Source organism: Pseudonocardia kujensis (assembly GCF_021283305.1).
GTDB lineage: Bacteria > Actinomycetota > Actinomycetes > Mycobacteriales > Pseudonocardiaceae > Pseudonocardia > Pseudonocardia kujensis.
Map to the genome: position 1 here is coordinate 71,430 of NZ_JAJSOK010000024.1, position 13,882 is coordinate 85,311.

The 13,882-nt window shown below is 70.9% G+C and carries 12 protein-coding genes and 1 pseudogene; 12 read left to right on the forward strand and 1 reads right to left on the reverse strand.

Going from position 1 to position 13,882, the window contains the following annotated elements; translation table 11 throughout:
- Window position 1: 1 nt before the first annotated feature.
- Genes LWC35_RS18485 through LWC35_RS18520 form a run of 8 tightly spaced genes read left to right on the forward strand, consistent with a single transcriptional unit; the run spans window position 2 to window position 7,415 of the window.
- Window positions 2-1,372: an acetyl-CoA carboxylase biotin carboxylase subunit gene (locus tag LWC35_RS18485; protein ID WP_232871399.1), complete on the forward strand. Its 1,371-nt coding sequence runs from the start codon at window positions 2-4 to the stop codon at window positions 1,370-1,372.
- Window positions 1,369-2,325 (forward strand): acyl-CoA desaturase, encoded by a 957-nt coding sequence (locus LWC35_RS18490; protein WP_232871400.1) that lies wholly within the window; start codon window positions 1,369-1,371, stop codon window positions 2,323-2,325. Before LWC35_RS18485 ends, LWC35_RS18490 begins: the two co-directional genes overlap by 4 nt.
- A 1-nt stretch (window position 2,326) precedes the next feature.
- Window positions 2,327-2,584, forward strand: a complete 258-nt coding sequence (locus LWC35_RS18495) for an acyl carrier protein (RefSeq protein WP_232871401.1) — start codon at window positions 2,327-2,329, stop codon at window positions 2,582-2,584.
- Window positions 2,581-3,396 carry a class I SAM-dependent methyltransferase gene (locus LWC35_RS18500; protein WP_232871402.1) on the forward strand — a complete coding sequence of 272 codons (816 nt, stop codon included), beginning with the start codon at window positions 2,581-2,583 and terminating at the stop codon, window positions 3,394-3,396. Before LWC35_RS18495 ends, LWC35_RS18500 begins: the two co-directional genes overlap by 4 nt.
- Entirely contained in the window at window positions 3,393-4,541 is a 1,149-nt protein-coding gene (locus LWC35_RS18505) for a cytochrome P450 (RefSeq protein ID WP_232871403.1), read from the forward strand. Before LWC35_RS18500 ends, LWC35_RS18505 begins: the two co-directional genes overlap by 4 nt.
- A complete protein-coding gene (locus tag LWC35_RS18510; RefSeq protein WP_232871404.1) occupies window positions 4,538-5,248 on the forward strand; it encodes a thioesterase II family protein in 711 nt (236 codons plus the stop codon). Before LWC35_RS18505 ends, LWC35_RS18510 begins: the two co-directional genes overlap by 4 nt.
- Window positions 5,245-6,975: a fatty acyl-AMP ligase gene (locus tag LWC35_RS18515; protein ID WP_232871405.1), complete on the forward strand. Its 1,731-nt coding sequence runs from the start codon at window positions 5,245-5,247 to the stop codon at window positions 6,973-6,975. The genes LWC35_RS18510 and LWC35_RS18515 overlap by 4 nt, the downstream gene beginning before the upstream one ends.
- Window positions 6,975-7,415 (forward strand): PaaI family thioesterase, encoded by a 441-nt coding sequence (locus LWC35_RS18520; protein ID WP_232871406.1) that lies wholly within the window; start codon window positions 6,975-6,977, stop codon window positions 7,413-7,415. The genes LWC35_RS18515 and LWC35_RS18520 overlap by 1 nt, the downstream gene beginning before the upstream one ends.
- 276 nt (window positions 7,416-7,691) lie before the next feature.
- On the opposite strand, the gene LWC35_RS18525 is transcribed toward LWC35_RS18520, so the two are convergent.
- Complete coding sequence (locus LWC35_RS18525; RefSeq protein ID WP_232871407.1) at window positions 7,692-7,835, reverse strand: hypothetical protein; 144 nt, start codon at window positions 7,833-7,835, stop codon at window positions 7,692-7,694.
- A gap of 1,548 nt (window positions 7,836-9,383) precedes the next feature.
- Between LWC35_RS18525 and LWC35_RS18530 the strand changes: the two genes are divergently transcribed.
- The 4 genes and pseudogenes from LWC35_RS18530 to LWC35_RS18545 all read left to right on the forward strand — a co-directional run bounded on the left by LWC35_RS18530 (window position 9,384) and on the right by LWC35_RS18545 (window position 13,855).
- Window positions 9,384-9,584, forward strand: coding sequence for a hypothetical protein (locus tag LWC35_RS18530; RefSeq protein ID WP_232871408.1), 201 nt, complete (start codon window positions 9,384-9,386; stop codon window positions 9,582-9,584).
- A gap of 43 nt (window positions 9,585-9,627) precedes the next feature.
- Entirely contained in the window at window positions 9,628-9,936 is a 309-nt protein-coding gene (locus LWC35_RS18535) for a hypothetical protein (protein WP_232871409.1), read from the forward strand.
- Window positions 9,937-10,129: 193 nt separating this feature from the next.
- A complete protein-coding gene (locus tag LWC35_RS18540) occupies window positions 10,130-11,590 on the forward strand; it encodes an alkaline phosphatase PhoX (protein WP_232871410.1) in 1,461 nt (486 codons plus the stop codon).
- 855 nt (window positions 11,591-12,445) lie between these two features.
- Window positions 12,446-13,855 (forward strand): annotated as a pseudogene (locus LWC35_RS18545) (IS1380 family transposase).
- The last annotated feature ends 27 nt before the right edge of the window (window positions 13,856-13,882 follow it).

The window sequence follows — 13,882 nt, forward strand, 5'->3', positions numbered from 1 at the left end:
CATGCACACCGTGTTGATCGCCAACCGCGGCGAGATCGCCCTGCGGGTCCTGCGCACCTGCCGGGAGATGGGCCTGCGCACGGTCGCGGTGTACTCGACGGCGGACGAGGGCTCTGCCGTGGTCCGCGAGGCGGACGAAGCCGTCCGGATCGGACCCGGCCCCGCTCGCCGCAGCTACAACCACATCCCGGCGGTGATCGAGGCGGCCCGGATGACGGGTGCCGACGCCGTCCACCCCGGGTACGGCTTCCTGTCCGAGAACGCCGACTTCGCCGAGGTCTGCGCGGCGGAGGGGATCACGTTCGTCGGGCCGCCGCCGGCGGTCATGGAGCGCCTGGGGGATAAGGCCTCCGCTCGTGCCGCCATGGTCGCGGCAGGGCTTCCGCTGCTCCCCGGCAGCACGGACGCGATCGACGACCCGGCCGCCGCCCGGGCCCTCGCCGACTCGATCGGCTACCCGGTGATCATCAAGGCGGTCGCAGGCGGTGGCGGCCGCGGGATGGCCGTCGTCCGGGAGCCCGAGGCCTTCGTCGACGTCTACCGCCGCACCCGGGCCGGTGCGGCCGCGGTGTTCGGCGACGGCCGGGTCTACGTGGAGCGCTACCTGGATTCCGCGCGGCACGTGGAGATCCAGGTGCTGTGCGACGCCCACGGTCATGGCGTGCACCTCGGCGCGCGGGACTGCTCGGTGCAGCGCCGCCACCAGAAGCTCGTCGAGGAGACACCGGCCCCGGGGCTCCCGCTCGACGTCCAGCACGCCATCGGCGAGGAGGCCGTCCGGGCCGTGCTGTCGGTCGGCTACGTCGGCGCCGGCACCGTCGAGATGCTCGTCGACGCCGACGGCGCGCACTCCTTCATGGAGGTCAACTGCCGGCTGCAGGTCGAGCACCCGGTGACGGAGATGGTCACCGGGATCGACCTGGTGGCCGAGCAGCTGCGTGTCGCGATGGGCGAGCCGCTGCGATTCGGCCAGTCCGACGTCCGGTTCGACGGGGTGGCCGTCGAGTGTCGGATCAACGCCGAGGACCCCGCGAAGGACTTCGCCCCGACCCCGGGACTGCTGGAGTCCGTCGAGCTGCCCGGCGGGCCATTCGTGCGGGTGGACACGCACGTGGCGGCGGGCCGTCGGATCCCGCCGGAGTACGACTCGCTGCTGGCCAAGGTGATCACCTGGGGTGCCGACCGGGACACCGCGCTGCGCCGGATGGACCGGGCGCTGGCCGAGACCCGGATCGAGGGCGAGCGGATCGCCACGACCGCACCGTTCCTGCGCGGCGTGCTCGCCGAGCCGGACTTCCGCGCGGGGCGGCACGACACCGGCCTGTTGGACCGCATGAAGGATCGAGCCACGCTGGGAGGCGTGACCGCATGACCGCCGCGACCGATCTCGCCGAGCGACCGGAACCCCGTCGGAAGACGATCTCCAGTCCCTACATCCACAAGCTGCAGCGCAGGCACTTCCTGCTCTTCGACATCGCCCCGATCCTCGGCACCCTCGCGGCCGTGGCGTTCCTGGGGGTGCATCCCCTCGGCTGGACCGAGCTCGGGCTGCTCGTCGGGTTCTGGCTGCTCACCGGCCTGGGGGTGACCGTCGGCTATCACCGGCTCTTCACGCACCGCACCTTCAGGACGACGCCCGCGGTGCAGGCCGTGTTGGCCGTCCTCGGCTCGATGGCGGGCCAGGGCGCGGTGATCTCCTGGGTGGCGCTGCACCGTCGCCACCACGAGTTCTCCGACCGGGAGGGCGACCCGCACTCGCCCAACCTGTCCGGCGGCGGGCTCGTCGGCGCGCTGCGCGGGCTCGCCCACTCGCACTTCCTGTGGATGCGCCGCCATGAGTACCCCAACGTCGTCCACTACGCCCCCGACCTGATCAGGAACCGGGCGCTGGTCAAGGTCGCGAGGGGCTACTACTGGTGGGTCGCACTCGGGCTCGCCGTGCCCGCGCTCGTCGGCGGCCTCGTGGACCTGTCCTGGCAGGGTGCGGTGTCCGGGCTGCTCTGGGGCGGGTTCGTGCGGATCTTCGTGCTGGAGCACATCGTCTGGGCGATCAACTCCTTCCTGCACATGTTCGGGACCCGGCCCTACGAGTCCCGCGAGAACAGCCGCAACGGCGGGATCTTCGCCCTTCTCACCCTCGGCGAGTCCTGGCACAACAACCACCACGCCTTCCCGGAGTCGCCGTCGTTCGGCCTCGACTGGTATCGGCTCGACCCCGGGTTCTGGCTGATCAAGGCCCTGGAGGCGATCGGCCTCGCCTGGGACCTCAAGACCCCGTCCGACGAGCGCCGGGAGTCCCGGCGCGTCCGACCCGCAGGAGCCTGACATGGGAACCGCCGTCGCGACCGACGTCCCGTCCATCGTCGCCTGGTGCCGCGGCTACCTGGCGAACCTGCTCGACGTCGAGGAGGCGGAGGTCGACCCGGACGCCGACTTCGACCGGCTCGGCGTGGACTCCGCCCTCGCGGTGTCGCTGCTGGTGGAGGTGGAGGAGCGGTACGCCGTCGACATCGCCCCCGAGGCGTTGTTCGAGAACCCGACGATCACGGCCGTCGCAACGTACCTGCACGAGCGGCTGCGATGACCTCCGTCGAAGCCATCCGCCACCACTACGACGTCGGCAACGACTTCTACCGGCTCTGGCTCGATCCCACACTCAGCTACTCCTGCGCGTGGCGGTACGGGGCGGACACCCTGGAGGAGGCGCAGGAGCGGAAACTGCGCCACCACCTCGACGCGGCGGGCGCCCGCACGCGCCTGCTCGACGTGGGGTGCGGCTGGGGCGGGATCCTCGAGCGGGCCGGGGTGCCCGCCGTCGGGCTCACGCTGTCGGACGAGCAGGCAGCCCACGTCGCGGCCCGGGGGCTCCCGGACGTCGAGGTGCGGGTGGAGGACTGGCGGGACCACACGCCCGCGGCCCCCTACGACGGGATCGTGTCCATCGGCGCGTTCGAGCACTTCGCCGCGCCCGGGCAGGACAAGATCGGCGTCTACCGGGAGTTCTTCACGCGCTGCCGGGACTGGCTCGCCGGCGGTGCGCTCTCCCTGCAGACGATCGCCTACGCGAACATGGACCCCGCCGAGGCGAGCCGGTTCATGCAGCAGGAGATCTTCCCGGACGCGGAACTCCCCACCCTCGGCGAGATCACCGTGGCAGCCGAGGGGGTCCTCGAGGTGACCGCGCTGTCCAACGGACGCCTGGACTACGCCTGGACCTGCGACGAGTGGGCGCGGCGGCTCAAGGCGGCGCGGGCCGAGGCGCGCGAGCTGGTCGGCCCCGAGGTCGTGGCGCGCTACGAGCGCTACCTCACCCTGTCCTCGCTGGGCTTCCGCATGGGCAAGCTCGCGCTGTACCGGATCACGATGCGCCCCTACGGCTCCCGGTGGGGCGCATGAGGTTCAACCCGTTCGCGCCGTCGTTCCGGCAGGACCCGTATGCGCAGTACGCGGCGCTGCGGGCAGAACTGCCGATCCGCACCCTCGGTATGTGGGTACTGACCCGGCACACGGACGTCCTGGCCGTGCTGCGGGACCGGAGCTTCAGCGCCGAGCTGATCCCGGCCCTGGTGGCGCGGCACGGCGGGGCGGTGGACACGGACCTGGTCCTGCGGCTCGGTCGGGCGTCGCTGGTGTTCACCGACAACCCGGCGCACGCCCGGCTACGCGGGCTGGTGAACCGGGTGTTCACCCCGGCGGCGGTGGCGGACCTGGAGCCGCTGGTGCACGAGCTCGCGCAGCGGCGGGTGTCCGGGCTGCGACACGACCTCATGGCCGAGCTCGCCGAGCCGCTCCCTGTCGAGGTGCTGTGCACCTGGCTGGGCCTGCCCGCGGAGCTTCATGGGCAGGTGGCGGGCTGGACGCACGAGATCCGGTTCCTGCTGGAGCCCGGGATGCTGAAGCGGGACCACCTGGAGCGGATCTCCCGGGTCGTCGCGACCTTCGCCGCCGCGCTGCGCGAGGTGCGGACGCCCGGCCTGCTACGCGAGCTCGCCGCCGTCCGGACCGCAGGGGGTGACCGCCTCACCGAGGAGGAGACGGCGCTGCTCGGGATCATGTGCTTCGTCGCGGGCACCGAGACCACCGCGGCGTTGATCGGCAACAGTGCACTGGCGCTCCTGCGCAGCCCGGGAATCGGACTTGAGCAGGTCCCGGCCACCGTGCGCGAGACGCTGCGTCACGAGAGCCCGCTCCAGATGACCACGCGCATCGCCACCCGGGAAATCGAGATCGGCGGCGTCCGGATCGCCGCCGGGGACCAGGTGCTGCTCTGCCTCGCCGCCGCCAACCGGGACCCGGCCGTGTTCCCGAACCCGGACACCTTCGATCCGGCGCGGGGACCCGGTCCACACCTGGGCTTCGGGTTCGGCATGCACGGCTGCCTCGGCGGCGCGCTGGCCGAGCTGCAGGCCCGCGCGGTGCTCGACACCCTCGTGCGCGGCCCGGACCTGCGCCTCGACGGTGAGGTGCGGTGGCAGACCGAGAGCCTCATCGTCCGCAGCCCGGAGGCCCTGCCGGTCACTGTCGCGGCCGGTGCGCGATGACCGCCACGATGCCGCGGCGGCTGCGCGACCTCCCACCCGAGGACGGGATCGCGCTGGTCTGTGTGCCCCATGCCGGGGCGGGCGCGTCGTCCTTCGCGCGCTGGCCGCGCCTGTTCGCAGCGCCCATCGGGCTCGTCCGGGCCCAGCTGCCCGGCCGTGAGGATTGTGCGACCGAGCAGCCGCTCCAGCGGGTCGCGGACGCGGTCGCGCTACTGCTGCCCGAGATCGCGGCCCTGCCGAGGGTGGCGCTCTACGGGCACAGCATGGGCGCGGTGATCGCGTTCGAGCTGGCCCGGGCCCTGAGCGCAGACGGGCAGCCGCCGGCACACCTGTTCGTCTCCGGGCGGCGGGCGCCGCAGTGCCCGGCGCGACACGGCGGCGTGCACCGGCTGCCGGACTCGGAGTTCGCCGAGGCCCTGGGCGGCGCGATCATCGGCCCGCCCCGCTTCCTGCGGTACGCCCTCGGCCTCACCCGCGCCGACCTGACCCTGTCCGAGGAGTACACCGGCACACCGGAACCCCGGCTGGCCTGCCCGATTACGGCGTTCCACGGGCGGGACGATCCGATCGTGGCCCTCGACGAGGTGCAGGCCTGGGCGGAGGTCACCACGCGCGCGTTCGCGCTGCACCTGTTCGAGGGCGAGCACCTCTTCCACCAGCCCCGCCGCGCCGAGCTCGCGGCCCTGATGACGGGAGCGCTGGGATGATCCTTCCCGAGGTGGTGGCGCGCCGGGCCGCGGAGACGCCGCGCCGGACCGCGTACGTGTTCCTGGACGAACGTGGCGCGGAGACCCGCGTGCTGACCTACGCCGAGCTGCACGAGCGGGCGGTCGGGGTCGCCGCGGCGTTGCCCTGCGGGCCCGGCGAGCGAGCGCTGCTGGCCTTTCCGCAGTGCCCCGAGTTCGTGATCGCGTTCTTGGGTTGCCTGTACGCCGGGGTGGTGGCGGTGCCGATGAACCCGCCGCGGCGCAACCGGGTGCAGGAGGCGACCGCAGCGGTGGTCGCGGACTCGGCGCCCGCAGCCGTCCTCACGCTGAGGTCCTCCCTCGACGCGCTGCAGGAGACGCTGCCGCAGGTACCCGCGTGGGTGGCGGTGGACGAGGTGGGCTCGGCCGCGGGCGTCCCCGTCGCCCGTGGGCCGGGCGACCTCGCGTTCCTGCAGTACACCTCGGGCTCGACCTCGGCCCCGAAGGGCGTGATGGTCTCCCACGGCAACCTCGCCGCGAACGAGGACATGATCGCCCGGGCGTTCGGGCACGACGAGGGCTCGACGGTCGTCGGCTGGGCTCCGTTCTTCCACGACCAGGGGCTGATCGGCAACCTGGTCCAGCCGCTGTGGGTGGGTGCTCAGGCGATCTTGATGTCGCCCATGGCGTTCGTCCGCAGGCCCCTGCTCTGGCTGGAGACGGTCTCCCGGTACCGCGCGCACACCAGCGGGGGCCCGAACTTCGCCTTCGACGCCTGCGTGGGCGCAGCCGCCCGCGGCACGGTTCCGACCCTGGACCTGAGCTGCTGGAAGGTCGCGTTCAACGGCGCCGAGCCGGTCCGCCCGGACACCCTCCGAACCTTCACCGAGCTGTTCGCCCCGCACGGCTTCGACCCTGCGGCGATGCATCCCTGCTACGGCCTGGCCGAGGCGACCCTGATCGTCACGGGCACCGGGAAACTGCGCGGCCCCCGACTCCTGCTCGCCGACGCCGAAGCCCTCGAGACTGGTCGCGTCGCCCGGGCCTCGGCGGCACCTCGTGTGCGGGAGCTGGCAGGGTCCGGCGAGGTGCTCCCGGACGAGTCGGTGCGGATTGTCGACCCGCGGACCCGCCACGCCTCCGCGCCAGGTGCGGTCGGGGAGATCTGGGTGTCGGGGCCCGCCGTGGCCCAGGGGTACTGGCGCAACCCTTCGGCGACCAGCGAGACCTTCCGCGCGCGGATTGCCGGCGAGCCGGAGGAGTACCTCCGCACGGGGGACCTTGGGGTGATCGAGGACGGCGAGCTCTATGTGGTCGGACGGATCAAGGACGTTGCGATCATCCGGGGCCGCAACCACCATCCGCAGGACGTGGAGCACACCGTCGCTACCGCACACCCGGCGCTGCAGCCCGGTGCGGGAGCGGCCTTCGCGGTCCCCGGGCCGACCGGGGAACGGCTGGTCGTGGTGCAGGAGGTCCGCCGCGAGCACCGACGTGCCTGGGATCCGCAGGAGGTCGCCGGTGCCGTCCGAGCAGCCCTGGCACACGAGCACGGGCTGACCCTCGCCGAACTCGTCGTCACGCTGCCCGGTCGCGTGCCGAGGACGAGCAGCGGCAAGATCCGCCGCGCCGCCGCCGCGGCAATCCACGCACGCGACGGGTTCGATCGTTGGTCACCTTCCCGACACGAGGACGGCATGACCGTGGACAAGGGTGCGTCCGTGCTCACCGACGTCGAAGGAGCCTGATGGACGCCCCCAACCCCGACTTCGCCGAGGCCGTCCGGACGGCGCTGCAGACGATGCCCGCTGCAGCGCACCTCGGCTTCACCGTCGGAGCACTCACGCCGGGCACGGCCGAGCTGGTGCTGCACGTCCGGCCCGAACACACCCAGCTCGACGGTTTCGTGGCGGGCAGTGTGCTGGGTGCTCTCGCCGACTACGCGGGCGGCTCAGCAGCAGGCACGCTCCTGCCTGCCGGCTCGGCCTCCATGACGACCGACTACACGGTGAAGATCCTCGCTCCCGCCAAGGGCGACATGATCGTCGCCCGTGGGCGGGTGGTGAAGGCGGGACACTCCACGTCTGTGGCGGCGACCGACATCGTGGCGATCGACGGCAAGGCGGAGACGCTCTGCGCCACAGCCCTGGTCACGATGCGGAATCTCCCGGGCACTGACGTTCGCTGACCAACGCATCCGGTCATGCGATGACACGGGTGAGCCCACCGTGTGCCTGGGTCGGCACGCAGCCGGCGGTGGCCGGCCGCGACGGCGAGGACGGGAGGACAGCGCGCGGGAAGCGGCTCGGCGACGCGCAAGTGGGGTAACGGGCCAGCCTGAAATGCGCCCACGCGTGGCCGTGTGGGCGCTCTACGCTGACCCTCCCCTCGATCCGCTGAAGTCGTGGCACGAGTTCATGTTGGCCGAGGTCAGCCAGGGCTTGGAGTGCTGTGCGCCGCGCGATCAGCGTTTGTTCCAGAGCCGCGGGCGGTCCTGGAGGGCGCGCGCCGCGATCTCCGCGACGGCTTGGAGAGGCGTCCGCCGAGAGATCAGCACTGCATCAGGATCATCCGATCCCAGGACGGAATTGTGCTGGATCGCATCCATCACGTGACGATGCGTGCACGCTCCGTGACCAGCGCGACCGCCACGGAGTGCAGGAGCTCGTCGACCTGATCGAGGGATGTGTATTGATGACCTCGGACGGTGCCGAGCGAGCACATCTCGCGCCGATCCCTCGACACGGCCGCCGCGAGTCGCGGGCGGTGACATCCTCGGGACCTTCGGCCCTTCACGCCTCGGGCCCGGGGCGGCTCGACTCGCCTTCATAGCGGCGGCAGAGCGACAACGGAACCGGGTTGGGTGGAACGAGCACTCATGATCGTGGAAACCGCGGGAGAGGTCATGGCTACTTTTCGTGCTTCCGAGGTTGCGGCGACCCGGAACGAACTGGCCTTCAGCATGACGCAGGGCGTCCGTCCGGTGGTCGAGGTACTACCGGTGACGGAGGCGCCGACGGGGTGACCCCGATGGCCGCCGGCGGGGTGTTTCGGCTGCGGTGCAGTGTCTGCGGACGAGTGCTCGGAGAGCTTCACAGCGACGCCGGAAGTAGTTCGACCAGAATCGTTTGTACCGACAGCCGCAGCGGTGTGCGCAACATGCGGCCCGCGACGACCAGTCGATCACGCGCGTCGGTTGCGCGGGGTGGCCGCACTGATCATGGGAGTGATGTGGCGCCGGACGACATTGTCCGGACGCCTCCACGTAACTCGGCTACTGCGCCGAGCCATTCGAGCTCACTTCTTCTTCTTGCCCTTCTTCTTGTCCTTCTTCTTTGCCATGGTGCACCCCCTCGACCGCTCGGTGTAACCCGTGATTAACGAGCGTCAACCTATCATTGACGCCCGATTCGTCAAGTACGGGTTGACGCTCGTTCGTGAGCCGCTCGGCGTACGCACCTGAGGACCCACCGAGCGCGGTCGCGCCGAGCATGAGCCGCACGTCCCGCCGCGTTGGCGACCGACCAGATGGCCGCGTTGAAGCGGTGGCGAGCAGGCGCTGCTCGTGGCAGCGCCCTGCATGTCGGCGCCCGAGCCGGACGAGCAGGTGCACGGGCCGGCTAACCAGCAGACCCGCGAGACGGCGGCAGAGGAGGAGGCACGCCCGGCCGATCTCGGCCGGCGCCGCCGAGGCCCGATGCGGGGGTGGCAAGCGCGTCGACGCCAGTTCGCCAAGCCCGGCGGGAGTCCGAGGTCGACTTCCAGAACGGTCTGCGCCGGTTGGGCCATCTCGGTGGCGTAGCACAGCCCGGTGGCGGAGAAGTGGGCCAGCACCTTCGGCGGACAGGCCGGCGGGGGGCCGACGACCTGGAGTGCTCGGGAGATCTCCGGGGGGACGGTCGGGGGCATGTTGGTGTGGATGCCGAGCAGCCCTGCAGGCATGGCCAGGGCCATCTGTTCGGTGACGGCGTTGCCCCAGTCGCCGCCTGCGTGACGTAGCGGGTGTAGCCGAGCCGGTTCATGAGCTCGACCCACGCCAGGGCGATCCGGACCGGGTTCCACCCGGTCACGGTCGGCTTGCCCGAGAACGCGTAGCGTCCGGCGCGTAGGTTGCCCCCGGCGGCGACCCTGCGGGCCAACTGGCGGAGTGGAACGCGTGCTGACTCCGGGAGAGACGCGGGCCGAGGCGGCCGCGATGTTGCTGGCCCGGCTCGAGGACCTCGTCGTCGCCTACGCCTCATTGCCCGCCGACGAGCGGGTGGAGGTGTTCAGCCGGGACGCGGACCGGATCACCGGCGAGGTCGCCCGGTACCTGCAGGCCGCGAGGCACCAGATCACCGCCTCACCGCGCCGCTGAGGACCGCGACACCGAACCGAACTCCTGATCACCGGAGTCCCGAGTGGACGAAGCCGTCGACAATGCGGCGCTGCAGGACGAGGTAGAGGACCAGGTTCGGCAGACATGCCAGCCCGGCGGCGGCCATGAGCGGACCCCAATCCGTTGCCCTCGTGCCCATGGAGTTGCTGAGGTCGAGCTGGAGCACCGCGTTGATGCGCTGCAGGACGAGCGCGGCCAGAAGTACTCGTTCAAGGCGACGCCGGCATCGGCGCCTCGCTGGACGGTCCCCGCCGCCGAGGTGACGGCTCGTCTGCCGCTGGGGTCCCTCCGTGTCTCGCCGAGCGACCTGCGCGTTGAAGCGCCGGACTGATCGCGGTGTCCATCGCCGGTGCTGAGGGTGAGGCGAGCGCCGGTGGGGAGCCGGGGACGCCGAAGGGCGTCCGCTGGGATCTGCACCGCAGAGCGTTCATGTCGATCTTCGCGTCTGTTCACCAACGATGCCCGATCTTGTCGGTTCGGTCGCTTTATCTGCCAGAGTCCGTTACCACCCGAAAGAGGGAACAGTGACCACCTCTGACGCTTCCCACCGCGCCCCCGCGAACGCCTCCAGCGCCGAGGGCGGCTTGAACCGACGAGCCATGCTGCGCAACTCCGCAGCCGTCGGTCTCGGCATTGCCCTCTTCGGCAGCATCGATGCGATCGCGGGCCGTCCGGCGTTCGGCGCGCCGACCCGCGCCGCGTCCGGGTACGGGCCGCTGGTAGCGGATCCCCGCAAGCTGCTATCTCTGCCCGAGGGCTTCAGCTACAAGATCGTCGCTGAAGCAGGCATCACCCGCCTGACCGACGGCGGCGAGCCCACGCCGAGTGATACCGACGGCACTGCGGCCTTCACCGTCCAGGACCGGACCGTCCTGGTGAACAACCATGAGATCGGTGGTGACGAAGCCTTCCGCGTACCTCACCGACTCGGGCTCACCTATGACGAGGGTGCTGCGGGCGGGACCACCAACATCGAGGTCAGCGCCACCGGGGACCGGCTCGCCGAGTACGTCTCCGTCGCGGGAACACACAACAACTGCGCGGGTGGCGTCACCCCCTGGGGAACCTGGCTGACCTGTGAGGAAACCGAGGACAAGGCCGGCAAGCCCGTCGGCTCCGGAGTCCTCGCCAAGGACCACGGATTCGTCTTCGAGGTCAGCCCGGTGGGGCAGGCGAACATCGGCAACAGCCCGGTTCCGCTCACCTTCCTCGGGCGCTTCGCGCACGAGGCCGTCGCGGTCGACCCGAAAACCCTGGCCGTCTACCTGACCGAGGACGCGAACGACCCGCACGGCCTGCTCTACCGCTGGACCCCGCCGAAGGGGTTCACGGGCGGCAAGTGGAGCCTGAAGGGCCTCGCCGAGAACGCCGGTGGCCTGCAGGCCATGCGCTGCAGCCGCGGCAGCACGCACGTCAAGGACCTGTCGGAGGCGACCGCACCCGGTACTCAGTACAAGGTCGACTGGGTCGACGTGCCCGACCGGCTCGCTGCGACGACCTCGACCCGCAAGCAGTTCGCCGATGGTGCGATCACGCGGAGCCGCAAGTTCGAGGGCGCCTGGTGGGCCGACGGTGGGGCGTACATCGTCGCCAGCTACGCGCGTGCGTCGGACGGCAGTGTCAACGAGCACGACGGGCAGATCTGGTTCTACGAGCCGGGCAAGCAGCGGATCACCCTGAAGACGATCTTCACCGTGAACGCGACGCCGGATCAGGAAGGCACGAACTTCGACGGTCCGGACAACATCACCGTCTCGCCGTACGGCGGGGTGATCCTGGCCGAGGACGGCGAGGGCGTGCAGCACCTGGTCGGGGTCACCGACCAGGGGAAGTCGTACGCGATGGCTCGCAACGATTTGAACGGCAACGAGTTCGCGGGCCCGACCTTCAGCGCCGACGGCAAACAGCTCTTCGCCGGCATCCAGTCACCGGGACATGTCTTCGCCATCACCGGCCCTTGGCGGCGCCCGTCGAACGGATCCTGAGCGTCCGCACGAGCGACACCCACCCTGCGCCACGTCCGCCGCGTTCCCTCCAGGAGCGCGGCGGAGGTGGCCGGCGTCCGTTCGCTGCGCGGCTGCCCTCGCGGAGCCAGCCCAGGCCGCCCCTCCTGAAGGCTGGATCCGATTCCTGTCCGTGGAACGGCGCTCTGCGGCGAGGGCGCTACGGATCGCGGGGGCGGTCGTCAGGTCAGTCGCCGCCGGGGACCTCAGGTACACGGAAGGGTGTGCGCCACGGCCGGTCGTGTCCGATTTGCCTTCGGGCTGCGGTTGCTCGACATGGTCGGGTTCCTCCCTTCCATGCCGTTCCGGCCTCGGGCTCCGGACCACCGGCACCAGGATCGGCGGTGGCGACGGCCTCACGGTCGTAGTCGGGAGGCGGGACGAGCGGCTCTGCGCTGCTCACACGGCCTGGCTACGCGGGCAAGGTCGGCGCACACCTCACGCGGCGAGTGTTCGCAGCGATCGCCAGTCCCGCGGCGCCGCAGCACCATCCTGTGTGAGGAGCGGCAGCCGTGCTGATACTGACCGTGGCGGGCTGGTTCGGCTTGGGCTAACCGAAAGCCGCTCGATCGCCTCTCGCGGACTACACGACTCGCCAATAACTGGGCTCTACCTCAACGCCTTGACTGGTGCAGAGTACTTCCACCCGGCCGTTCTGGAACCTGCGAATAGCGTTGGCAGCTAGTGACACGTCCCGTTCTATGTCAGGCCTTAGCCCCGGCTCTTCATGGGCGGGCCGGGCGGCAGGCGACCCCGAAAGAAGAAAGTGCCTCGTGACCAGGTAAGGCAGGGCTTGCTGCGGGCCATGTCCGCCGCGGTCGAGGAGGCACTTTCCGAGTGCAGGCTACAACCACCCCGCCCAAAGATCATCGTGACCGCCGACGGGGCCGGGGTCGTGTCGCACGTCGGGTCTCGTCTGTCGGCCGACGTCGCGGACCGGACCACATTGACCGGCGAGTTGTCGCAGGCTCGGGGCGTGTTGCGTCCGCCGCGGGCCCGGCATGCTCCGCGCCGGGTGCTGGTGGATCTCGCTGTCGCGGTCGCCGACGGTGCCACCAGGATCTCCGAGATCGACGTGTTGCGCGACCAGCGCGAGTTGTTCGGCCAGGTCGCTTCGGACTCGACGTGCTGGCGGCTGCTCGACCGCCTCGACGACACCGCGCTCACGACTGTCGTAGCGGTACGGGCAAGGGCGCGGGAGGTGGTCTGGGACCAGCACGCCGAACTCCACGGACGGGCGTTCCCACCGGCCACGGTGGCCGGACGAGACCTCAACGTCCTGGTGCTCGACCTGGACGCGTCGATCGTGGTCTGCCACAGCGAGAAGGAACTCGCGGCGCCGACGTTCAAGCGGACCTTCGGCTACCACCCGCTGATGGCGTTCTGCGACAACACCTCCGAGTTCCTGGCAGGGGTGCTGCGCCGCGGTAACGCCGGCGCGAACACCGCCGCCGACCACATCACCGTGCTCGACCAGGCCCTCGCCCAGATCCCGACCAGCACCGCCACGGCCGCCCGATCCTGGTCCGCGCGGACACCGCAGGCTGCACGAAAGGGTTCCTCGCCCACGTCCGCAACCAGCAGAACAGGCTGATGAGCTGCGAGTTCTCCGTCGGCTGGGCCATCACCGACCGCGAACGCGCCGCCATCGGACTGGTCCCGAAGAAGGTGTGGGCCGACGCGGTCGACGCCGACGGCGGCCACCGCGACGGCGCCGGACTGGCCGAGCTCACCGGACTGCTGCCCGCCGCCTCGCTCAAGGGCTACCCCGAGGGCACCCGGGTGATCGTCCGCCGCGAACGCCCACACCCCGGAGCGCAGCTGGACCTCATGGAGACTCGTGACGGCTGGCGCCACACCTGCTTCGCCACCGACACCCCCGCCGGACAGTTGGCGGTCCTCGACGCCCGACACCGCACCCACGCCCGCGTCGAGGACCGGATCCGCACCGCGAAGGACACCGACCTGAACCACTTCCCCTCCCGCACCTTCACGATCAACACGGCCTGGCCGACCGTCGTCATGCTCGCGGTCGACCTGCTCTCCTGGACCCAGCACCTGCTCCTCGACGGGCCTCTCGCCAAGGCCGAACCGAAGACGCTGCCCTACCGCCTCCTGCACGTCGCCGCCCGGATCACCCGAGGTCAACGCCGCACCTGGATCCGGATCCAGCAGTCCTGGCCCTGGGCCGAGCAACTCGCGACCGCGTTCGCCCGACTCCACGCCCTGCCCGCCCCCGCAGGCTGAACCCACTCCCGACCGGCACGAACGGCG